The following is a 21,459-nucleotide window of genomic DNA, read 5'->3' on the forward strand; positions in this document are numbered from 1 at the left end:
ACGCCTTAAAGATGCTGTGGTGAGATGTCATCCGTTCGTTCAAAGAAATGCTGTTTTCCGATATGATGGAATAGACCTGTTCGATGCAAAAGCTCCTTAGGCTGTGATTGAAGTCCAACGATCATCAGCTTCCCATTATGATGCTTTAACCGATTGGAGATATTCATTAGAACCGCTTCTGCCGATGTGTCCATGTAATTGACTTTATTCATAAGCAGAATGAGCGTTTTCGGTTTTGTTTGAACATGATCCAATATCGAATTTTCTAATGAATCTGTTGTTCCGAAAAAGAGCGGCCCTTCAATGGAATACATACTGATCCCTTTCTCCTCTGTCTGTTTTTCTAAAGCAGCTGCTGTTTCCATTTGAGGAACAGCGACATTGGTATGAATATTGGTCGTCTGGCTCATTTTTTTGATAAAGGCGATAAACGCTAAAATGAGACCAGCAGTGACGCCAATAATCAAATCACCGATGACCGTGAGCAGGAAGGTCACGACCAGTACAAGCGAATCAGCGTTTTTCACTTTCAAAATATTGATAAACTCTTTTCTCTCACTCATATTCCAAGCAACAAACATTAAAATCGGTGCCATTGCAGCAAGTGGAATCATCGACGCATACGGCGCAAATACCATTAAGATCAGCAAGACGACAACGCCATGTACAACACCAGAAATCGGACTAGCCCCGCCATTTTTTATGTTCGTGGCCGTTCGGGCAATAGCACCTGTCGCTGGAATTCCTCCGAAAAGCGGTGCCGCCATATTGGCAATTCCTTGCCCCACAAGCTCTTTATTGCTGTCATGCTTAGAGCCTTTCATATTATCAGCGACCATTGCGGATAAAATCGATTCCACGCCGCCTAAAAGCGCAATGACAATTGCTGGAGGCAGGAGGTATATCATTTTTTCAATCGTCAATTCAGGAAAAGCGAAGGTTGGCAGCTGACGAGGGATTTCACCATATGCAGAGCCAATCGTTTCAACTTGTCCTTGAAAAAAGAGAACGGCTAGAAACGTAGAAGCCAATAAACCTAATAGAGCACCAGGTATTTTGGGAATGTATTTTTGTGCCGCCAAAATCACGATGAGCCCGATGACGGCTGTGATAATGGCGAGACTGTTTGTGGTACCAAGATGGACCACGATTTCTCTCATATTGAGGAAAAAGCTTTCATGTTTTTCAACACCCTTTAATCCGAGGAAGTTGGCAATCTGTCCTGAAAAAATAATGACAGCAATGCCAGCAGTAAAACCGATGATAACCGGACGAGGAATAAATTTCATGAGCTTTCCTAGTTTGAATATTCCGAATAATACAAGCATACAGCCTGCCATAAAACCGGCAATGAGCAAGTTTTCAATACCGTACTGGCTGACGATCCCGAATAAAATTGGAACAAACGCCCCGGTCGGCCCGCCGATCTGATACTTTGAACCACCAAACAATGAAATCAAAATGCCGGCAACGATGACTGTGTATAATCCATATTCTGGTCCGACACCAGATGCAATGGCAAATGCCATGCCTAAAGGAATTGCCACAACGCCCACGACAAGCCCAGCGATTAAATCGCGTCTAAACTTTGATGAATTGTACCCTTCAAATCTTCCATAAAAACGCATGGTATGTGTTGGCCTCCTTCAAGTATGTGTAGATGATTTAGGTATACTGTGGGTCAATTTGTTTGTCTTTCACTACGACATCCAGCTTTCCTGTCGCTGGGTGAATCACCAGTCCATGAACTGCCACATCACTTGGCATCAGTGGATGCTCTTTCACTAATTTCACACTTTGGGCCACGCTTTCTTCAACTGAATCAAAGCCTGTCAGCCAGCCCTTTAAATCAACTCCTGAGTTTTTCACAATGCTTAAGCATTTCTCTTCGATTCCGCGTGCTTTCGCCTTTTCAATTAAAGGGTCCGCCGCAAGACCTGCCATTCCGCATTCATGATGCCCTACAATGCATACTTCCTCTGCCTTTAGCTCATAGATAGCTAGCAGGATACTCCGCATCACACTGCCGAACGGATGTGTCACGATGGCACCTGCATTCTTAATGATTTTTGCATCCCCGTTGCGCAGACCCATAGATTGCGGCAATAATTCCAAAAGACGGGTATCCATGCACGTTAAAATAACCAGTTTTTTCTCAGGAAATTTCCCCGCTTTGTAAGGCTCATAATGTCTCTCATTCACAAACTCTGAATTGTGCTGAAGAATCTGTTCTAATTTTGACTCCATTTTGCCATCTCCCATCTTTTTTTAAGTAACGTAAGCTCGTGCCTGTCCTCCTTTTCTTTCTTGTGTTCTCAAGAATAGAGAAGAAAAATGATAGAAAAAAAAGAAAAAAATGAGAAAACGATGAGAAGAAATATCATCATTTTCTCTATTTTACGCTGCATCCCAACGGCTTCGCGGGTTTGCTTTCAATTTATTGTTCTCATCACACCAAAAGACAATAAAATGGTTTAGTAGAAAATGATCATCCCGTTTAATACATTTCAAATATAATAAATTTTCTATCAAAAAGTCTCGATCTATTTTCCAGTTTGTCAGATAATCTCTCGTAAATTTTTGCAATTTCACATGTCTCATCTACTATCAGCTTATTTTTATATAGATAAAAAATGCATCAGATGGCATAAGAATCTACTTTTTCACTAAGAAAATGTCTTTCTTTACCGTTATTTCAGTATATTAAATATTGAGCTGCTAACATTCAAACGTGTTCTGCCGAAATGGTTGCTTTATAATAAAAGGAGTAAGATGACCATGTGAAAGGAGCGAATTGACTGTGACACCACACATTTTTGTCGCAAAACCCTTACCTGCCTCTTTTGAGGAAATGCTAAAGAAACATTGTACATACGAGGTTTGGCAATCCAAAGACCCTATTCCAAGAGACATGTTGTTTGAGAAGCTGCAGCACGCTGATGGTCTTTTAACGTCTGGAACAAAAATCGATCAAGAGCTGTTAGATCACGCACCAAAACTCAAGGTGGTGAGCAATAACTCTGTCGGCTATGACAATTTTGATATAGAAGCGATGAGGCAAAGAGGCGTGATTGGTACGCATACTCCTTATACGCTCGATCATACCGTGGCTGACCTTGCCTTTTCGCTCATTCTCTCCTCTGCGCGAAGAATCGCCGAGCTTGATCGTTTTATCCGTGAAGGAAAATGGACGAAATTCGTACAGGAAGAAGAGATCTTTGGCATCGACGTCCATCACCAAACGCTCGGTATTATTGGCATGGGACGTATCGGAGAACAAGTGGCCAAACGGGCAGCACATGGTTTTGATATGAACGTTCTTTATCATAACCGAAGCCGGAATGAAAAGGCTGAATCGGCATATGGCGCTGTCTATTGTGCACTTGATGATCTTTTAAAACAAGCTGATATCATCGTGTTGATTACACCGCTGACCGAGGAAACATATCATATGATTGGGGAACGAGAATTGAAGTTAATGAAGCAAACGGCTTTATTTGTAAACATTTCCCGCGGGAAAACAGTGGATGAAAAAAGCCTCATTCAAGCACTTCAGGAGGGATGGATCAAAGGCGCTGGTCTTGATGTGTATGAGCAGGAACCGCTTCAAGAGGATCATCCTTTCAAAGAGATGAATAATGTCACCTTAGCCCCTCACATCGGTTCCGCTACTGAAACAACAAGGGATCTCATGCTGAAACGAGCCATTCATAATGTGATTCATGGAATAGATGGGAAGGCGCCTGTTGATGTTGTGAAGGAGCTTGCTTCATCTTGAACAGATAAGACGCAGAAACTGCGTCTTTCAGATTGTTGACAAAGGGCTAAAATGATCTTTATTTTAGCTCTTTGTCTTCTTTTCAGCGTGATAGAAAACCTTTGCAGTCTAGGAAGGACGAGCACTGGCGCGGAGCGAATTTGACATTCGTGAGCACCAGCGCGCAGGACTGACAAAGAATGCGAGGGTTTGTCTACACGCTGAAAGACGCAGAAACTGCGTCTTTTTATTTATTTCTTTTAGGAGACATCAGGAGAAAAGACTCATTTTAGCAAATATCCTGATTCTTTACATTTCCTTTATGTTCGGGTGCTATAATATGAGCTAGACAAGCATCAAGAGGACGGCAACCGATTTCCTTAATAGGAGGATGAAGATGAAAAGATTAAGTTCGGTTTTTACTATGTTCGCTCTGATCGCTGCTATTCTGTTTTCTGGATTTGTCCCGCAGCAAGCTCATGCAGAAACACCTCTTACACCAACAGCCACAACTGAAACTGCTTCTATTCAGCTCACGCCGGATGTGCGTACCCTTGCCGTCATTAATACGTTTGATGGTGTAGCAGATTATTTAATTCGCTACAAACGACTGCCTGATAACTACATTACGAAATCACAAGCAAGTGCTCTCGGATGGGTGGCATCTAAGGGAAATCTAGCCGAGGTGGCGCCAGGTAAAAGCATTGGTGGAGATATTTTCTCAAACCGGGAGGGACGTCTTCCTTCAGCAAGCGGCCGAACATGGCGTGAGGCAGACATCAACTACGTTTCAGGCTTCCGCAATGCTGACCGTCTTGTGTATTCAAGCGACTGGCTCATTTACAAAACAACAGACCATTATGCGACTTTCACCCGTATTCGATAATCAAAAAAGACAGCCCTATTTGATCTGGGGCTGTCTTTTCGTATGGTGGTTTACGGTATCAGGTTTTTCACGTAATCCTCAAAAGGAATCGGCAGCGGCTTTTTCGACACTTCTTCATGCTCATGTGTGGTGACATGATCCTCAGTAACGACCACACGTCCTGTTGGCGTGAGCTTTGAGGCAAGCGGTCTTTTGTTAAATGGAGAGGATTCATTTTCATAAATCTCGTGTCTCATTTGGGCCAATACAGCCTCGTCCACCTCGTTCAATGTGAAAGCATAGCCTGTTTCAGCGCCATCTCCCTTATCTAATTGGAGCAGATGTGTCCCTTTTTCGGTTTCCTCAGCTTTGACGCGAAACCGCATTGACCCTCCTTCCACCCAATCTCCTGTAAAAGGCACAGGTTGAAGAGGTAAATTCACACCAAATCCCGCATCAATGAGGAAGCGTTCGTTGTGATGCTTCAACATGATGGCTACATGCGTGCCATCAATTGCCCACGTACCCGCTTCTTTGTTATACACTGTGCCTTGAAGAAGCTGTACAGAGAGCCCTGCCTCTTTTAACACATAGTATAAGAGAGGATTGAGATCGTAACAAAGACCTCCTCTGTTTCCTTCAAGTAGATGCTGCTTCAACCCTTCTTGATTCAAAGCGTAGGATTGTTTGTTCAGAACAGCTCTATTTTCAAACGGAAAGGTAAAGGCCATTTTTTTTAATACTACAGGCAAGTCATCAAAGGTGATGGACTGGCCTTCATATTCGATCTTCTGTAAAAAAGCTGATTGAATCATGACATTCCCTCCTAAAAAAACTGAGCCTTTGAAGAGACTCAGTTTTCTTGATTGATAAAATCCGTTAACGCCTCAATGGCTTCTTGCTCATCCGCACCATCTGCGATCAGTGTGACAGTAACCCCAGAGCTGATCGCAAGACTCATGAGACCCATAATGCTTTTCGCATTGACTTTTTTCCCATCTTTCTCTAGAAAAATATCAGCACCAAAGCGATTGGCTTCTTGTACGAACAAAGCAGCTGGACGTGCCTGCAAGCCTGTTTTCAGCTGGATGGTGACCGTTTTTTCCACCATATGATCTGCCTCCCTTTTTCATTCTCCTATTTGAGTGTAACAGCTTGTCCGTTTCGTAATTGTTCTGCGATTTGATCTAGCTTTCTTAAACGGTGGTTAATCCCTGACTTGCTGATCTTGCCGCTTTCTACCATTTCCCCAAGTTCCTTCAGCGTGACCTCTTGATAGTCGACTCGCAGTTTGGCAATTTCACGAAGCTTTTCCGGCAGGGCATCAAGTCCAATTTTTTCATCAATGAATTGAATGTTCTCGACCTGACGCAGTGATGCACCAATCGTTTTATTCAAGTTTGCTGTTTCACAATTGACGAGCCGGTTGACGGAGTTCCTCATATCTCGGACGATCCGCACATCTTCAAAGCGGAGCAGTGAGTTATGAGCGCCCACAACACTTAAGAATTCCGTGATTTTTTCTGCTTCCTTCATGTACGTAATGTACCCTTTTTTGCGCTCAAGTGTTTTACTATTGAGATGAAATTGATTCATCAGCTCACAAAGGGCATCATTATGTTCTTTATATAGTGAAAAAATTTCAAGGTGATAGGAGGACGTTTCTGGGTTATTCACAGAACCGCCTGCTAAAAAAGCACCTCTCATATAGGAGCGCTTGCAGCATCTTTTCTTCACAAGCTCTTCTGAAATATTGCGCTCAAATACAAATTGCTCACCTAATATTTTTAAATCCTCTAAAATGGTTCTCGCTCGTTCTACCAGTCTGACAATATACACGTTATTCTTTTTCAATCTCATTTTTTTACGGACGAGCAGTTCGACTGTCACATCGTATTTCTTCTTGAGCAGCGTATAAATCCGTCTTGCAATGGCTGCGTTCTCTGTCTGTATATCTAAAATCAATTTTCGATTAGAGAAAGATAATGAACCGTTCATACGGATGAGGGCAGAAAGCTCTGCTTTTGTGCAGCAGTCCTTCACGTCCAGATTAGTCAGCTCTTTTTTTGTTTCGGATGCAAATGACATCCTTGCCACCCCCATTCCTATTTTTTCTGATGCAGCAGGTCGACAAGCAGCGAGGCTACTTTCAGCGTGTCATGACGAATGACATGCTGGTCATATGTAATGATTTCTCCAGGAATCACTTCTAGTCCCATTGCTTTCAGTGCATCTGTGTCGAATTGGACAGGCTGTGCCTGTTCTTCTGCATATTTTGCTTTGATTTCTTCTGGAATTTCTTTATTGTTCACAAAAATCGTATCGATAAATGGACGATCCATATGATCATTTAATGCCTGAACATGATCAGCTGCACTGTAGGAAAGCGTTTCCCCCGGCTGCGTCATGACATTGCAAATATATACTTTTTTCGCCTTAGAGCGAATCACTTCTTCTCCAATATGCGGGACAAGCAAGTTTGGTAAAATACTTGTATACAGGCTGCCGGGCCCAATGACGATCAAATCCGCCTCACGAATGACTTGAATGGATTCTGGCAGCGGTTCAATCGTATCGGGTGTGAGGAACACTCGTTTGATTCGCTCACCATAGGTGGGAATTTTCGATTCTCCTGTCACCATTTGCCCATTTTCTAATTCAGCATGAAGAACAACACTTGAATTTGCTGCTGGCAATACTTTTCCTCTCACATTTAAAACCTTACTCATTTCAGTGACGGCATGAAAAAAATCACCGGTTATATTTGTCATGGCCGCAAGAATGAGGTTGCCGAGTGAGTGGCCTGTTAAGTCATTCCCTTTGTTAAAACGGTGCTGAAATAGATCTTCTACTAGCGGTTCCACATCAGAGAGAGCCGCAAGGACGTTTCGAATATCTCCTGGAGGGGGAATATTCAAATCATGCCGCAGTCTGCCTGAGCTGCCTCCGTCGTCAGCAACCGTTACAATAGCGGTAATGTCCACTGGCTTCGTTTTAAGCCCTCTGAGCAAAACAGATAAGCCAGTGCCCCCGCCAAGAATGACCACCTTTGGTAGTGTCGTCATCTATTTTCTGCTTCTCTTTTCAATGTCCCGGTGAGTGACATGTGTATAGTAATCGTTTTTAAAATACTCCGATAAATAGTTGGCCAGTGTCACAGATCGATGCTGTCCGCCTGTACAGCCGATGGCAATCACAAGCTGGCTTTTTCCTTCCCGTTTATAGGACGGAAGCATAAAGCTGAGGAGATCGATTAATTTCTCTGTGAATTTTTGCGTTTCACTCCATTTCATCACATAGGAGCGCACTTCTTCATCGTTTCCAGTCTGTGGACGCATGCTCTCAATATAGTAAGGATTCGGCAGGAATCTCACGTCAAAGACAAGATCAGCATCAATCGGCAGGCCGTATTTAAAACCAAAGGACATCACATTTACTGTAAACACCTGTCCTTGATTGGTGGCAAAATGCGTGACAATTTTTTCTCGCAGCTGTTTCGGTTTTAAATCCGATGTATCAAAAATCATTTGAGACCGGCCTTTTAACTCCTCTAACAGCTCGCGCTCCATTTCAATTCCTTCGAGCGGCAAACCTGTTGTCGCAAGGGGATGCGAACGTCTCGTTTCTTTGTATCTTGAGACAAGCACCTTATCATTTGCATCTAAAAATAGAATTCTTGGCGTGATCCAGTCAAGATCACTCATTTCATCTAAGGCGGCAATTAAGCTGTCAAAAAATTCGCGTCCGCGCAAATCCATCACAAGAGCGACCTTGCTCATCTTGGAATTCGATTCCTTCATGAGCTCTAAGAACTTCGGTAAAAGTGATGGCGGCAGGTTATCAACACAAAAGTAGCCTAAATCTTCAAAGCTTTGAATGGCGACGGTTTTCCCCGCACCTGACATTCCTGTAATAATCACAAGCTGAATATCTTCTTGTTTGTGTGTATTCATGCCTGCTTCCTCTCCTTCTTTATGAAAACGGTTCATGTATTATTCTCCCTGAGGATCTAACCGATAAGCAATCAGCTCAAAGTCGGGTGTATACGTAAAAGTGCCGTGCAGTAGTCCTTTTCCTTTAAGCATGAAATCAAGAATATGGGAATCTCCTGGGGCCATCGGCAAATCAGGCACATCCTTTACGTCATGCCATTTTAAAACGCCTTCCTCTGACTCTGTTACGTTTTTTCCGGTAAATGAATCTGCCATGAAGGTGAACATCATCCACTCTTGAACGATTTGATCGCCTTCTTTTATGATAAAGGTAAAAACACCTTTCAGCTGCGGATTTAAAATATAAATACCTGTTTCTTCTCTATATTCTCGAACGACTGAATCCTTGACCGATTCTCCGCTTTCCATTTTGCCGCCCGGTGCTACCCACCAGCCCCGCCTTGGCTTTTGCAGCAAGAGAACTTGATCTTCGTGATGCAGCACACAATTGGTTACTCGTTGCATCAGCTGTCACCTACTCTTTTATGTCTTTAACTTATTATACAGGTTCAACCTGACTCCCACAATGAACATGCCCGTTCTTCCCCGAAAACAGACCGGTTTTCGTTTGAATCGTGTAACGGGCAATTTCTCTACTCTTTATTTTACAGCATCTAATGGTTCTCCATGCGTCATTTGTGAACATCTCGTGAATTTCTGATTTCAGGCAAAAAAAAGGACACGGATTCACATCCGTGCCAAACATGTATTCCTTATAAAAGGGGGTCAATTACTAGTTTTATCATAACGGAAAATTATTTCACCCGTGTTACATTCCAGTTAAAAGCCCATGACGCTATATTAAGGATTTACGACAGCCTTTTATTTCGTTGCTTTGAGTTTTTCAGCAAGCTCTTCTACATAATGCTGTGCGCTTTGTGCTGCAATACTTCCGTCACCTGTTGCTGTCACAATTTGACGAAGTGTTTTTTCACGAATGTCACCAGCTGCGAAAATACCTTCCACTCTTGTTTCCATTCTTTCGTTTGTCTCGATGTAGCCTTCTTTATTTGTAATGCCGAGATTTTCAAATGGTTTAGACAGCGGCAGCATTCCGATATAGATGAAGGCACCGTCTGTTTTAAACTCTTCTTCTTCACCAGTCACCGTATCAACCAATGTCACACTGCCGACTTTCCCGTTTTCTTCATTGATCTGTTTGACGGTTTTGTTCCACTTGAAGTCAATTTTTTCATTATCAAAGGCACGCGCTTGTAAAATGCTTTGTGCACGAAGTTTATCGCGTCTATGGATAATCGTTACTTTAGAAGCGAAGCGTGTGAGATACACACCCTCTTCTACCGCAGAATCACCGCCGCCAATGACGACAAGCTCTTTGTTTTTAAAGAAAGCCCCGTCACATACTGCACAATATGATACGCCGCGGCCGCCAAGTTCTTTTTCACCTGGTGCCCCGATTTTTTTGTATTCAGCCCCTGCCGCGATAATGACAGAGCGTCCTTTGTATTCTTTTGAGCCGGCTTTGACGATTTTGTATTCTTCACCGTTCACGATTTCTTTAATATCGCCATATGCATACTCTGCACCGAATTTCTTCGCATGCTCAAACATTTTATTTGAAAGTTCCGGCCCTAAAATACTTTCAAAGCCAGGATAGTTCTCGACATCTTCCGTATTCGCCATTTGTCCGCCTGGAATTCCTCTTTCAATCATTAATGTTGAAAGATTTCCCCGTGATGTATAAACAGCGGCTGTCATTCCGGCAGGACCCGCTCCAATGATGATCGTATCGTAGATTTTTTCTTCTGACACAACTGTCACTCCCTCTTCAATTGCTGCTCGCATTTCTTATTAGAATGCCCTTGGGTGATGCTTCCATTCATGACAGAGAGCATCATTCCCACTCTTAGCTTTTATTCCTTACCCATATCCTATTAAATCTGCGGGGAATAAGCGAATCATTTGCTCATATCTTCAAAAAAAGAAAAAGCTTCCTTAAAATGCTGTTTAAGGAAGCCTGTTTACGGTTATATAAAAAGTAATGATTTATTCAACGACTCTTCTTACAACGCCATTGAAAGCTTTTTTCCAGTATACGTTGTTCATTGAGTCAACTGAAACACCGCGAGAGCTGTTATCGTTCAAGAATGAACCGTTTCCTAAGTAAATACCAACGTGTCCATTTACTTTATACGTATCAAAGAACACAAGGTCTCCGCGTTTCATGTCAGATGCACTTACAGCTCTTCCTTTACCTACAAGCGTATCTGTTGTTGTACCGCCAACTGGTCCAAGGTTGATGCCTGCTGATGCAAATGCCCAGCGAACGAATGAAGAACAGTCAAAACGACGTGCGTCAATATCGGCTTGTGATCTGCCGCCGCCCCATTTATATGGAGATTGTCCAACAATCGTAGAACCTGTGCTGATCGCACCTTCAATTCCGCCTACGTTACTGCTGACAGGTGATCCACCGCCAGAAGATGGCTTCTTGCTTGGTGAACTGCTGTTGCTGTTATTGTTGTCATTAGATGATCCACTGTTACTTGAAGACGGGCTGCTATCGTTATTTGAGCTGTTGTCTTCCGCTTGAACACTAGCTTGACGCTGCTGCTGTTGTCTTTGCGCTTTTTCTTCTTTTGCTTTTTGAGCTGCTTCTCTTGCTTCTTTTTCAGCTTGTTTTTGTGCAGCGATTGTTGCGTCTTTTTCAGATGCAATGCTGTTAGCCTCACTGTTTAACTCGCTGATTTCAGAAAAAGCACTTCCTTTTTGCTTTTTCACTTGCTTGAATAGCTTGTCTTTTTCATCAAGCTGTTTATTCAAGTCTGATTGAAGCGTTTCAAGCTTTGCAAGTGTGTTTTGCACATTTTCAAGCTTTGTGTTTAATTCGTTTTCAGACTTTTGAAGTTCTGCTTTGTCTTTTTCCTGCTCTTTAATGATTTCACTGTCTGCGTTGATCAGTGTAGATACTGCACCTGCACGGCTGATGAAATCGCTAAAGCTTTTTGCTCCTAGTAATACATCTATGTATTTCGTAGAACCGCCGCTCTCTTGAAGAGCACGTACACGCTTTTTCAAGAACTCGTTTCTTTCTTCAATACGTTTTTCTGTATCAGCAATTTCTTTTTTCAGTGCTTTGATTTCTTTTTTTGTTTTTTCATTTTCTTTTTGTTTTTCTTCGATTTGATCACTTGTTTTTAAAGCTTTCTCATCAATATCCTTAAGCTTTTGTGCAAGTGCCTCTTGTTTTGCTTCAAGCTTTGAAAGCTCTTCTTTTTTCTTTTGAAGATTCTTGTTTACCTCAGACTGCTTGCTGTCTAGTTCTTGTTTCTTTTGTTCAAAGTTCTGTGCGTTTGCTTCATGCGTAAATGGAATAAATAAACCGCTCGCTCCGATCACCGAAGCTAAACCGAAAGTAATAAACTTTTTCACGAATAGTTCCTCCTTTGACAATTTCCCAAGCGACATTAGAAAGCAGCAAATTCTCTGCGACCAATCTGTGCTCTCTATGTCTTTCTTCCTGATTGTTCAGTCAGATGTTGACCAGATTGTTTCTATCACTAGGTGTTTCATTATGTATAGTAAAATATTTAAATATCTATCTTTGTTTTAATCCACGATTTTCATTATACATGAGACATCGACAAAATGAGCTAATATTTTTATTACATTTATGTTTCAAAAACATGTCGTGATTGTCATACTTCGCCAATTCCTTGCAAATCACACCTTTTTATCCAAGAAAAAAGCATGACCTTTTCGGCCATGCTGGGATGTTCTGAATCTATTTACCTATTTAATCGATTAACGTACAGATCTCTCGTTCGTATTTAGACAGTGTTTGAACACTGATCTGAAAAGCGGACGCAACGTCTTTTTTGCTGACAGCTGCTTCTTCTTGTTCATTCATCCATAGATAATAAGATGCTGCTGCCCAGGCAGGCGCATTTTTCTTATCAATACCAGAAGCACGTGCCTGCTGAATAATATGGAATAACCAAAAATAAGGCATATGGCTGTCAGGCTGAACCGCTTCCTCCAGACTGGATGCCGCCTGTTTTGCAAAAACAGCATCTTCTGAAAAAGACTTTTCTTTCATTTCATCTTCATACAAAAGCAGTTCTATAAATTGCTGTTCAAAGGCCGTTTTCGCTGCGCGTGCATCAAGGACAGACTGCAGAACGTCACGTTCCCCTTTTTGTTTACTGACATAGTACGCAGTCAGCCGTTCCTCAATCGAGACCATTGGCTCAGTCTCCTCAGGTTTATCCTGCCACGGCTTGATTTCATCTGCGTCGATATCTTCTTCAACCATCTTATCCCAAACCGTTTGGGCGAGCGTTTTATGGCCTGTATGATAGGCTGCGCTTGCAAGCCAGTATAAAAATGTACTATCTCCCTGAAAACCTGTTTTGTACAAAGAATAAAGCCATTTAAAGGCCCATTCAAATTCTCCCACAAGGGCAAATGTTGCGCCAAGCTTATAACGCTGTTCACTTAGTATTGGATACACGTGCGTTAATTGCTTCGCTAACATGTTGACCTTCTCTTCTTCTTTCTCATAATGGTAGAAGACAAGCTGATTGCAAAGGGCATGCAGATTACCGGGATTTTCAAGAAGGACCCGGTTCAACATTTCTTTCGCCTGATGGATTCGGCCAGAATAAAAATAGGCCAAAGCAAGATTATTATACGCTGACCAAAATTCTGGATACTCAACAATCATCTGTTCCAGCATCTCAATGGCTTCATCGAGTCTGCCGCTTTCTAGCAAATGGTTTGCTTGATCCTGCTTCACAATCAGGTCATCCTGATCATAAGGAAAATCTTCGTCCTCTTCGTCGCTCATATCGAGCAGGTCAAGAAGGTCTTCATTTTCATCCGCAAATTCCCCGTTCTCTTCCAGCGCGGCATAAGCAGTAGCTGATTTATATGCCTCTTGAAACAGTCCGAGATTCGCATAATTATTGGCTTTAAAATAGTGGCACTCAGACATGTTTTCATCGATGTGTTCAAGGATAAAATCAAGCAGTTCGTTTGATTGCTGGTAATGACCCATTTCAGTATAGATAATGGCAAGCTGTGACAGCATTTCTACATTTTCAGGCTCAAGTACGATGGCCCGCTGTATCAGCTTACTTGCTCTGGACAGATTTCTTTCTCTATATGCTTTAAGACCTTTATGAAAAAAGTAATGCCCATCTTGAAATAGCTGGACGACTTGTGTGTGATTATTTTGAGAAGTGTATTTACTCACCGATACCCTCCATTTCGAACAGTGTACCGTGTGTAGTATAACATACTTCACCAGTCGTCACATAGAACAAAAAGAAAGGAAGGATTTGTTTTTCATTTAAAATAAAAAAGCCAGGGATATCCCCCGGCTTTTCATTCACCTTGATGACGTTTTTTTAATACCTTTAATACATCATCAAGCGGCAATTGCTGTTCACGTAATAATACAAGAAGATGATAGAGGAGGTCAGCAGTTTCCCATTTCAATTCTTCTTGATCCCGGTTTTTCGCTGCAATGATCACCTCGGATGCTTCTTCCCCTACCTTTTTCAGGATTTTATCAACCCCTTTTTCAAATAGATAGGTTGTATAAGCCCCTTCTGGCATTTCCGCCTGACGCTTTGCAATGACCTGTTCAAGTTCATTTAATATCGCAAAACGATCCTGCTCTTCGCTTTGGCGCTTCACGCCTTCTTCCGAAAAACAGCTATAGCTGCCAGTATGGCAGGCTGGGCCGCTTGGCGCGACAAGGACAAGCAGAGCGTCCTTGTCACAGTCATATCGAATAGAAATCACTTGCTGGGTATGTCCCGAGGTGGCGCCTTTGTGCCAAAGCTCGTTTCTCGACCGGCTATAAAACCATGTTTCACCTGTCTCCAGCGTTTTTTCATAGGATTCTTGATTCATATACGCAAGCGTCAATACTTCCTTACTTTGAGCATCCTGTACAATCGCAGGAATCAGGCCTGCCTCATTAAAGGTTAATTCATTTGCCTGTTTCATCTGACCTTCACCCCGTGTTCTCTCAAATATGTCTTCACCTCATGAATGGAGGTTTCTTTATAATGGAAAATAGATGCTGCTAATGCTGCATCAGCTTCTCCTTTTGTAAAGGCCTCGAGCATATGCTGGGCATTGCCAGCGCCGCCAGAAGCAATAACTGGCACATTGACTGCCTCTGATACAAGCTTTGTCAATCGATGATCAAAGCCTGTCTTTTCACCATCGGCATCCATACTTGTCAGCAAAATCTCTCCTGCCCCTCTTTGCACAGCTTCCTTCGCCCAGTCGCTGACCTCTAAATCTGTTTGACGGCGTCCTCCGTGTGTATAGACCATGTATGCTTTTTTCTCTTCATCGTATTTTGCATCAATTGCAACAACGATACACTGGGAGCCAAAAAAGTCAGCACCTTCTGAAATCAGTTCCGGCCTTAACACAGCTGCTGTGTTGACAGATACTTTGTCTGCACCCGCTCTTAATATACGCTTCATGTCATCAAGATGGTTAATCCCGCCTCCCACCGTAAATGGTATCGCAAGAGTGGACGCGACTTGTTTGACCACATCCACCATCGTTTTCCGGCCTTCATGAGAAGCGGAAATATCAAGGAAGACAAGTTCATCCGCCCCTTCCTCATCATAGATCTGCGCTAATTCGACCGGATCACCAGCATCCTTTAAGCCTAGGAATTGCACCCCTTTGACAACACGCCCTTCCTTCACATCAAGACATGGGATGATTCGTTTTGTCATCATATGCGGTCAAGCCCTTCAAATGCTTCTGCTAAAGTAAACTGCTTTGTGTAAAGTGCTTTTCCAACGATCGCACCAGACACACCAGACTGTTTTTGCGCTGACAGCTTTTGAAGATCAGCTACTGCGCTGACACCACCTGAAGCAATCACTTGTTTGCCGGTTGCTTCTGCTAAGCGAACCGTGCTTTCTACATTGGGACCAGACAGCATGCCATCCATTTGAATATCGGTGAAAATAAAGACCTCTGCGCCTTCCTTTGCCAATTCCCTGCCGAGTTCCTCTGCCTTCACTTTAGACGTTTCAAGCCATCCTTCAGTTGATACAAAGCCATTTCGCGCATCAATCCCAATTGCGATTTTCTCTCCATATTGCGCCAGCATTTTTTTCACAAAGACTGGGTTCGAAACAGCTGAGCTGCCGAGAATCACTCTATCTACGCCGCTCTTTAAATAAAAGGCAACGTCTTCTTCCGTCCGAATACCGCCGCCGATTTGTACCTTCACATCTAAGGAGGAAGCAATCGCCAGCACATGCTCATGATTGACACGTTTCCCTGCTTTTGCACCATCTAGATCGACAAGATGAATCCATTTAGCTCCTTCTTTTACAAATTGCGCGGCCATGTCGAGCGGTGAATCTCCATAAATGGTTTCTTGATCATAATCTCCTTGCACAAGACGTACACATTTGCCATTTCTCATATCAATCGCTGGATATAATGTAAACTCACTCATTTGTTCACCTTCTGTTCGTTTGCTAATTGAATAAATTGTTTGAGCAGCGCCATTCCCGTTGTACTGCTTTTTTCAGGGTGAAACTGTGCTCCAAGCACATTTCCCTTGCCAACAACAGCTGGTACTTGAACACCATAGTCCGCGCTTGCTAATTGCTCATCTGGATTCATAACACTCACATAATAAGAGTGAACAAAGTACGCAAATCCTTCTGGCACACCGTCAAACAATGGGGAGGGCTGATGAAACGTGAGCTCATTCCACCCCATATGAGGTACCTTCAGCCTTTGCCCGTCCTGATCACGAACCTTTAAAAGAACGACACGCCCTTTTAACAGACCCAATCCTTTTGTGTGTCCTGCCTCTTCGCTTTCTTCAAATAACAGCTGCATGCCAAGGCAAATGCCGAATAACAGCTTTCCTTCCTCTACGACTTGATGGATAAACGCCTCAAGTCCAGTCTCTTTTAACAGCTGCATTGCATCATGAAACGAACCGACCCCAGGCAAAATATAAGCATCTGCTTTTTTCAGCTCCTCTACATCAGAGGAGACGATATAGCGGGCACCCGCTCGTTCCAGTGCTTTTGATACGCTGAACAAATTTCCCATTCCGTAATCAATGACTCCGATCATTAGAGCATCCCCTTTGTTGAAGGAATTCCTTTCACACGTGGATCAATGGTTGTTGCTTCATCTAAGGCACGTGCCATCGCTTTAAAAATGGCTTCAATTATATGATGTGTATTGGTTCCGTAGTGAACAATGACATGAAGGTTGATCCGGGCTTCAAGTGCAAATTTCCACAGAAACTCATGCACTAGCTCTGTATCAAAGGTACCAACCTTTTGACTTGGAAAGGCCGCTCTCATTTCCAAATGAGGACGATTGCTTAAGTCGACCACGACCTGGGCAAGTGTTTCATCCATCGGAACAAAGCTTGATCCATACCGCTTAATTCCCTTTTTATCGCCTAACGCTTCCTTAAACATTTGCCCAAGTACAATGCCGATATCTTCTGTTGTGTGGTGATCATCAACATCCGTATCTCCTTTCGCATCGACGGTCAAATTAAAGTGTCCATGCTTCGTAAATAAATCGAGCATGTGCGTCATAAAAGGGACATCTGTTTGAATATCCGCTTTTCCTTCTCCATCAATTTCTAGCGCTAATGAAATGTTTGTTTCATTTGTTTTTCTCGATGTTTCCGCCTGTCTCATTACGATTCCTCCCGCTTTCTCGCTTCAATCGACCTTGCATGTGCTTCAAGCCCTTCTAATCTGGCAAAAGCCGCAATGCTTTCCCGGTGTGTTTCAAAGGCTTCTTGACTATATGAAATAATGCTCGTTTTCTTTTGAAAATCAGTCACACCAAGCGGACTGGAGAATCGAGCTGTTCCGTTTGTTGGCAGCACATGATTCGGCCCTGCAAAATAATCGCCCACCGGCTCTGGACTATATCGTCCCAAGAAAATTGCGCCAGCATGCTTGATTTGACCAAGAAGTGCTTCTGGGTATGCTGTCAGCACCTCTAAGTGCTCTGGTGCTAATTGATTGATGACGTCTACTGCACGATCGATTGATTCTGTCACGTAAATACGGCCATGATCTTGTATAGATTTTGCTGCGATTGATTTTCTCGGTAAACTATCAAGCTGCTTTCTTACTTCAGCCTGCACGCTTTCAGCAAGTGTCTTAGACGGTGTCACCAAAATACTAGATGCCAGCGCATCATGCTCTGCCTGCGAAAGTAAATCCGCCGCTACCTCATGCGCGACTGCTGTTTCGTCTGCTAGGACTGCAATTTCACTTGGCCCTGCAATCATATCAATGTCTACCTGACCAAATACTTCCCGCTTTGCCAGCGCGACATAAATGTTGCCTGGACCTGTGATTTTATCAACAGGTTTGATGCTTTCCGTTCCATAGGCAAGTGCCGCAACCGCCTGTGCACCGCCCATTTTATACATCTCAGAAATACCAAGCTCCTTCGCCGCAGCCAAGACAGCGTCAGAGAGACAGCCATCTTTCCCAGGGGGTGTCACAAGAACGATTCGTTCAACACCTGCGACTAGCGCAGGGATCACATTCATTAATACTGATGATGGATAGGCAGCTGTTCCACCGGGGACATACACACCTACCGCATCAAGCGGTGTTACTTTTTGACCAAGCATTGAGCCGTCCTTTTGGTGATAAAACCAAGAGGACGTCAGCTGGCGCTCGTGGTATGTGCGAATATGCTTGATAGCCGTTTGGATAATCTGAATCATCTCTTTGTCCAAGCGGTCACAGGCTTTTGCCATTTCCTCCTCTGTAACAAGTGGATCTTCAATCAACACCCCGTCAAATTGCTTTGTAAAAGACCGTACAGCTTCATCACCATTTGTTCTTACTTCTTGTATAATGCGCTGAACAGCCTGACGCTGCTCTTCTGTTCCAGTATCTAAAGACCGTTTGAGTGAGAGAGTATCTGTCTCACCTTCTTGTATGCAGGTGATGTTCATGATGATTCCTCCCCTTCTCCTTCAATGATTCTTGCAAGACGCTGCGCCATTTCATCGATCACCTTATCCTTCATCCTATAGCTCACAGGATTGACAATAAAACGTGACGTGATATCACAAATATGCTCCGTTTCCACAAGGCCATTTTCCTTTAGTGTTTGACCTGTGGAGACAATGTCCACAATGCGATCGGCAAGCCCAATGAGCGGTGCTAATTCAATGGAACCATTCAGCTTAATGATCTCCACCTGCTCCCCTTGCTCTCTAAAATAGGACGATGCAACATTTGGGTACTTTGTCGCCACACGCGGTGCGACACCACCCCAGCTCGCTCCTGGCAAGCCAGCAACAGCTAAATGACATTTACTGATGTTTAAATCGAGCACTTCGTACACATCACGAGCTTCTTCAAGCATGACATCCTTCCCTGCAATGCCAACATCCGCCACGCCGTGCTCTACGTAGGTGGTCACATCCATTGGCTTGGCTAAAATAAAGCGTAGGTTTTCTTCTGGTACATCAATGATTAATTTTCTTGAATCCTCGAATTCCTCTGGCAGCTGGTACCCCGCCTGTCTTAACAGCCCTGCTGCTTCTTCAAATATCCGGCCCTTTGGCATCGCCATCGTCAACACTTTACCCATTTTGCTCTTCCTTTCTAGCACCGATAAAATAAGTCACCTGCTCAAATGCCTTGGTCATCGCGTCAATATTTTCAATCCCCGCTAAGTCTTGCAGGACGATCTTTTTCCCTTTTGACCGCTCCTTTTCTGCAAAAGCAAAAGCTTCCAGTCTTTGTTCTTTGCTAAAAATCACAGCCTCCTGCGGCTCAACAATTTCTTTTGCATCGAGCGCTTCAAGAAGACGGTCTAGTCGAAGTCCGAACCCTGTAGCTGGTGCAGGTGCATCAAAATGAGCAAGCAATTGATCATATCTCCCGCCGCTTCCGATGACCGACCCAACATGATCTGCAAATACTTCAAACAAAATACCCGTATAATAGCTCATATGACTCACCATGCTTAAATCTAAACGGATATATTCTGTACAGCCGTAATCTTCAAGTGTCTCCCAAAGCGACTTTAACTGTGCGAGCACTTCTTTTCCTTCTTGTGAAACGACGATTTCCTCTGCCCGCCCTATAACCTCTTGGCCGCCTCTTAACTCTAAAAGCTGTAACAGCCTCGTTTTATCGATGGAGGAGAGCGGTAATTGTTTTACATGCTGACGGTATCCCACATAATTCTTTTCATATAAGAAGCGGCGAAGGACATTTGCACGCTCTGTATTTCCGAGTACATCGACAAATAACGTCTCTGCTAAAGCGACATGCCCGATCGCGATTTTGAAGGACCTTAGCCCGGCATTTTTTAAGGCAAATACGGCAAGCGCGATGACTTCAGCATCTGCACTAATCGAACCATCACCAATCAATTCAATTCCGACCTGCTCAAATTCTGACGGCCTTCCGCCTTCTCTTTCCTGGGCGCGGAACACATTGGCTGCATACCCAACACGAAGCGGATACGCCTGTTCATGAAGCTTAGAAGCCGCCACCCTTGCAATCGGACCTGTCATATCAGGTCTCAGTACAAGAGTTTGCCCGTTTTGATCAAGAAGCTTAAAAAGCTGTGTATCAGTAATCGCCGATTGAACACCGACTGTATCGTAAAATTCAAGCGTTGGTGTCTCCATCAAACGGAAACCCCAACCAGTCATGACCTCTGTTAAGGAATGCCTCACTTTTTTTTTCGCCTCATACAATTCAGGTAATGAATCCCGCATTCCATATGGTTTCTCAAACATAAACATGTTTCTTCCGCACCTCCAACACATTAAAACAAAAAATTCCGAATCCTTTAGTTCGCTAATATGATAATATGCTAACAAAATAAAGTGATTAAATCAATCATTTTTATTTCTCCCTATTTTCATCAACATATTCTTTTCATCAACATATTCTGGAATTATTACATTCAAGTGACACCTGTGCCTTTTCTGTATGTTCGATGAAGGAACGTGCTATAATACTTAAAAATATTGAATAACACAGGAGATTAACAGTGAAGTTCATCCAGACATTCATCTTAACTTTGTTGTGCGCATGTCTTGTTTATTTCGGCTTTATATACGTTTCACAAATCGATCAAGTCAAGAAAACAGCTTCGCCGCAAAAAGCAGCAAAAGAAAACGATACAGCACTTGCGGCTGAAGAAACTCGTTCAACGAAAAAAGCAGAAACCACACATCATTCATTAAAAGGAAGCAAAAAAGCCATGGACGTCATTCTCTACAATCAAATGGATGCGCCAAGGCTTTATAACGGATGCGAAGTCACGAGCTTAGCGATGCTGCTTCATTACAGCGGCTATGAGCAAGTAACGAAAAACACATTGGCAAATGAAATCAAACGCGTTCCGCTCAATTATGAAAATGGCTTAAAAGGAAACCCTCATGACGGGTTTGTAGGCGATATGGAGAATGGACCGGGTCTTGGGGTTTACCACGAACCGATTTATCAGCTTGCGAAAAAATACGCGGGCGATCAAGTAGTCGACTTAACCGGAAAGCCTGTTAAAAAGGCCATCTATCAATCCCTTGAAAAAGGCTATCCTGTCTGGGTGATTACGACATCCACCTTTGACAAAACAGATAACATCGAAACATGGAATACACCAAATGGCAAAATAGATGTAAGCTTTAATATGCATAGCGTGGTCATCACAGGCTATGACAGGGAGCATGTCTACTTAAATAACCCATACGGAGAAAAGAATCAAAAAGTCGACCGTGATCAGTTTGAAGATTCTTGGGAACAGATGGGTAGTCAAGCGATTATCATTAAAGCGTAAAAAAACAACCTCTATTCACG

Annotated in this window: 22 protein-coding genes; 3 read left to right on the top strand and 19 right to left on the bottom strand. The window is 43.1% G+C overall.

Annotation, left to right across the window (positions count from 1 at the left end; all coding sequences use genetic code 11):
• Positions 1-5: 5 nt before the first annotated feature.
• Both AAYR28_RS15885 and AAYR28_RS15890 read right to left on the bottom strand, forming a co-directional pair.
• Complete coding sequence (locus AAYR28_RS15885; protein ID WP_024423544.1) at positions 6-1,628, bottom strand: SulP family inorganic anion transporter; 1,623 nt, start codon at positions 1,626-1,628, stop codon at positions 6-8.
• 37 nt (positions 1,629-1,665) lie between these two features.
• Complete coding sequence (locus tag AAYR28_RS15890) at positions 1,666-2,247, bottom strand: beta-class carbonic anhydrase (RefSeq protein ID WP_120208040.1); 582 nt, start codon at positions 2,245-2,247, stop codon at positions 1,666-1,668.
• Between the two features lie 553 nt (positions 2,248-2,800).
• Here AAYR28_RS15890 and AAYR28_RS15895 point away from each other — a divergent pair.
• Both AAYR28_RS15895 and AAYR28_RS15900 read left to right on the top strand, forming a co-directional pair.
• Entirely contained in the window at positions 2,801-3,778 is a 978-nt protein-coding gene (locus AAYR28_RS15895) for a 2-hydroxyacid dehydrogenase (protein ID WP_224426650.1), read from the top strand.
• Positions 3,779-4,154: 376 nt separating this feature from the next.
• Positions 4,155-4,643: a ribonuclease gene (locus AAYR28_RS15900; protein WP_024423547.1), complete on the top strand. Its 489-nt coding sequence runs from the start codon at positions 4,155-4,157 to the stop codon at positions 4,641-4,643.
• Between the two features lie 50 nt (positions 4,644-4,693).
• Here AAYR28_RS15900 and AAYR28_RS15905 read toward each other — a convergent pair whose 3' ends face one another.
• The 17 genes from AAYR28_RS15905 to AAYR28_RS15985 form a co-directional block, all read right to left on the bottom strand.
• The gene (locus AAYR28_RS15905; RefSeq protein ID WP_034281024.1) at positions 4,694-5,437 is read right to left on the bottom strand and encodes an arylamine N-acetyltransferase family protein; all 744 of its coding nucleotides are present in this window, start codon (positions 5,435-5,437) and stop codon (positions 4,694-4,696) included.
• Between the two features lie 38 nt (positions 5,438-5,475).
• Complete coding sequence (locus AAYR28_RS15910; protein WP_024423549.1) at positions 5,476-5,733, bottom strand: HPr family phosphocarrier protein; 258 nt, start codon at positions 5,731-5,733, stop codon at positions 5,476-5,478.
• Positions 5,734-5,759: 26 nt separating this feature from the next.
• Entirely contained in the window at positions 5,760-6,710 is a 951-nt protein-coding gene (whiA, locus tag AAYR28_RS15915) for a DNA-binding protein WhiA (protein ID WP_034281025.1), read from the bottom strand.
• A gap of 17 nt (positions 6,711-6,727) precedes the next feature.
• Positions 6,728-7,687, bottom strand: a complete 960-nt coding sequence (locus AAYR28_RS15920; RefSeq protein ID WP_034281026.1) for a gluconeogenesis factor YvcK family protein — start codon at positions 7,685-7,687, stop codon at positions 6,728-6,730.
• On the bottom strand, positions 7,688-8,575 hold the full coding sequence (gene rapZ, locus AAYR28_RS15925; protein WP_034281443.1) for an RNase adapter RapZ: 888 nt from the start codon (positions 8,573-8,575) through the stop codon (positions 7,688-7,690).
• A gap of 39 nt (positions 8,576-8,614) precedes the next feature.
• Entirely contained in the window at positions 8,615-9,079 is a 465-nt protein-coding gene (locus tag AAYR28_RS15930; RefSeq protein ID WP_034281027.1) for an 8-oxo-dGTP diphosphatase, read from the bottom strand.
• 357 nt (positions 9,080-9,436) lie between these two features.
• Positions 9,437-10,387 carry a thioredoxin-disulfide reductase gene (gene trxB, locus AAYR28_RS15935; protein WP_087976242.1) on the bottom strand — a complete coding sequence of 317 codons (951 nt, stop codon included), beginning with the start codon at positions 10,385-10,387 and terminating at the stop codon, positions 9,437-9,439.
• A gap of 234 nt (positions 10,388-10,621) precedes the next feature.
• Positions 10,622-12,007, bottom strand: coding sequence for a PcsB-like coiled-coil domain-containing protein (locus AAYR28_RS15940; protein ID WP_034281030.1), 1,386 nt, complete (start codon positions 12,005-12,007; stop codon positions 10,622-10,624).
• Positions 12,008-12,371: 364 nt separating this feature from the next.
• Positions 12,372-13,832 (bottom strand): tetratricopeptide repeat protein, encoded by a 1,461-nt coding sequence (locus AAYR28_RS15945; RefSeq protein ID WP_061110121.1) that lies wholly within the window; start codon positions 13,830-13,832, stop codon positions 12,372-12,374.
• Positions 13,833-13,963: 131 nt separating this feature from the next.
• Positions 13,964-14,593, bottom strand: coding sequence for a bifunctional phosphoribosyl-AMP cyclohydrolase/phosphoribosyl-ATP diphosphatase HisIE (gene hisIE / locus AAYR28_RS15950; RefSeq protein ID WP_041115607.1), 630 nt, complete (start codon positions 14,591-14,593; stop codon positions 13,964-13,966).
• Complete coding sequence (gene hisF, locus AAYR28_RS15955; RefSeq protein WP_034281034.1) at positions 14,590-15,348, bottom strand: imidazole glycerol phosphate synthase subunit HisF; 759 nt, start codon at positions 15,346-15,348, stop codon at positions 14,590-14,592. Before hisF ends, hisIE begins: the two co-directional genes overlap by 4 nt.
• The gene (gene hisA / locus AAYR28_RS15960) at positions 15,345-16,082 is read right to left on the bottom strand and encodes a 1-(5-phosphoribosyl)-5-[(5-phosphoribosylamino)methylideneamino]imidazole-4-carboxamide isomerase (RefSeq protein WP_061110122.1); all 738 of its coding nucleotides are present in this window, start codon (positions 16,080-16,082) and stop codon (positions 15,345-15,347) included. The genes hisF and hisA overlap by 4 nt, the downstream gene beginning before the upstream one ends.
• On the bottom strand, positions 16,079-16,717 hold the full coding sequence (gene hisH, locus AAYR28_RS15965; RefSeq protein WP_345808883.1) for an imidazole glycerol phosphate synthase subunit HisH: 639 nt from the start codon (positions 16,715-16,717) through the stop codon (positions 16,079-16,081). The genes hisA and hisH overlap by 4 nt, the downstream gene beginning before the upstream one ends.
• Positions 16,717-17,301: an imidazoleglycerol-phosphate dehydratase HisB gene (gene hisB, locus AAYR28_RS15970; RefSeq protein WP_034281037.1), complete on the bottom strand. Its 585-nt coding sequence runs from the start codon at positions 17,299-17,301 to the stop codon at positions 16,717-16,719. The genes hisH and hisB overlap by 1 nt, the downstream gene beginning before the upstream one ends.
• Positions 17,301-18,587, bottom strand: a complete 1,287-nt coding sequence (gene hisD / locus AAYR28_RS15975; RefSeq protein ID WP_342495783.1) for a histidinol dehydrogenase — start codon at positions 18,585-18,587, stop codon at positions 17,301-17,303. The genes hisB and hisD overlap by 1 nt, the downstream gene beginning before the upstream one ends.
• Positions 18,584-19,231 carry an ATP phosphoribosyltransferase gene (gene hisG, locus AAYR28_RS15980; RefSeq protein ID WP_034281039.1) on the bottom strand — a complete coding sequence of 216 codons (648 nt, stop codon included), beginning with the start codon at positions 19,229-19,231 and terminating at the stop codon, positions 18,584-18,586. Before hisG ends, hisD begins: the two co-directional genes overlap by 4 nt.
• Positions 19,224-20,399 carry an ATP phosphoribosyltransferase regulatory subunit gene (locus tag AAYR28_RS15985; protein WP_345808884.1) on the bottom strand — a complete coding sequence of 392 codons (1,176 nt, stop codon included), beginning with the start codon at positions 20,397-20,399 and terminating at the stop codon, positions 19,224-19,226. Before AAYR28_RS15985 ends, hisG begins: the two co-directional genes overlap by 8 nt.
• Positions 20,400-20,650: 251 nt before the next feature.
• On the opposite strand from AAYR28_RS15985, the gene AAYR28_RS15990 reads away from it, so the two are divergent.
• Positions 20,651-21,439 (top strand): C39 family peptidase, encoded by a 789-nt coding sequence (locus AAYR28_RS15990; protein ID WP_120207767.1) that lies wholly within the window; start codon positions 20,651-20,653, stop codon positions 21,437-21,439.
• The last annotated feature ends 20 nt before the right edge of the window (positions 21,440-21,459 follow it).

It is taken from the genome of Bacillus safensis (assembly GCF_039619585.1).
Lineage (GTDB): Bacteria > Bacillota > Bacilli > Bacillales > Bacillaceae > Bacillus > Bacillus safensis.

Excerpts from the sequence above, each read along its gene's own strand:
- AAYR28_RS15885 (WP_024423544.1), bottom strand. The coding sequence starts at position 1,628 with ATGCGTTTTTATGGAAGATTTGAAGGGTACAATTCATCAAAGTTTAGA.
- AAYR28_RS15890 (WP_120208040.1), bottom strand. The coding sequence starts at position 2,247 with ATGGAGTCAAAATTAGAACAGATTCTTCAGCACAATTCAGAGTTTGTG.
- AAYR28_RS15900 (WP_024423547.1), top strand. The coding sequence starts at position 4,155 with ATGAAAAGATTAAGTTCGGTTTTTACTATGTTCGCTCTGATCGCTGCT.
- AAYR28_RS15905 (WP_034281024.1), bottom strand. The coding sequence starts at position 5,437 with ATGATTCAATCAGCTTTTTTACAGAAGATCGAATATGAAGGCCAGTCC.
- AAYR28_RS15910 (WP_024423549.1), bottom strand. The coding sequence starts at position 5,733 with ATGGTGGAAAAAACGGTCACCATCCAGCTGAAAACAGGCTTGCAGGCA.
- whiA (WP_034281025.1), bottom strand. The coding sequence starts at position 6,710 with ATGTCATTTGCATCCGAAACAAAAAAAGAGCTGACTAATCTGGACGTG.
- AAYR28_RS15920 (WP_034281026.1), bottom strand. The coding sequence starts at position 7,687 with ATGACGACACTACCAAAGGTGGTCATTCTTGGCGGGGGCACTGGCTTA.
- rapZ (WP_034281443.1), bottom strand. The coding sequence starts at position 8,575 with ATGAATACACACAAACAAGAAGATATTCAGCTTGTGATTATTACAGGA.
- AAYR28_RS15930 (WP_034281027.1), bottom strand. The coding sequence starts at position 9,079 with ATGCAACGAGTAACCAATTGTGTGCTGCATCACGAAGATCAAGTTCTC.
- hisIE (WP_041115607.1), bottom strand. The coding sequence starts at position 14,593 with ATGAAACAGGCAAATGAATTAACCTTTAATGAGGCAGGCCTGATTCCT.
- hisF (WP_034281034.1), bottom strand. The coding sequence starts at position 15,348 with ATGATGACAAAACGAATCATCCCATGTCTTGATGTGAAGGAAGGGCGT.
- hisA (WP_061110122.1), bottom strand. The coding sequence starts at position 16,082 with ATGAGTGAGTTTACATTATATCCAGCGATTGATATGAGAAATGGCAAA.
- hisH (WP_345808883.1), bottom strand. The coding sequence starts at position 16,717 with ATGATCGGAGTCATTGATTACGGAATGGGAAATTTGTTCAGCGTATCA.
- hisB (WP_034281037.1), bottom strand. The coding sequence starts at position 17,301 with ATGAGACAGGCGGAAACATCGAGAAAAACAAATGAAACAAACATTTCA.
- hisD (WP_342495783.1), bottom strand. The coding sequence starts at position 18,587 with ATGAACATCACCTGCATACAAGAAGGTGAGACAGATACTCTCTCACTC.
- hisG (WP_034281039.1), bottom strand. The coding sequence starts at position 19,231 with ATGGGTAAAGTGTTGACGATGGCGATGCCAAAGGGCCGGATATTTGAA.
- AAYR28_RS15985 (WP_345808884.1), bottom strand. The coding sequence starts at position 20,399 with ATGTTTATGTTTGAGAAACCATATGGAATGCGGGATTCATTACCTGAA.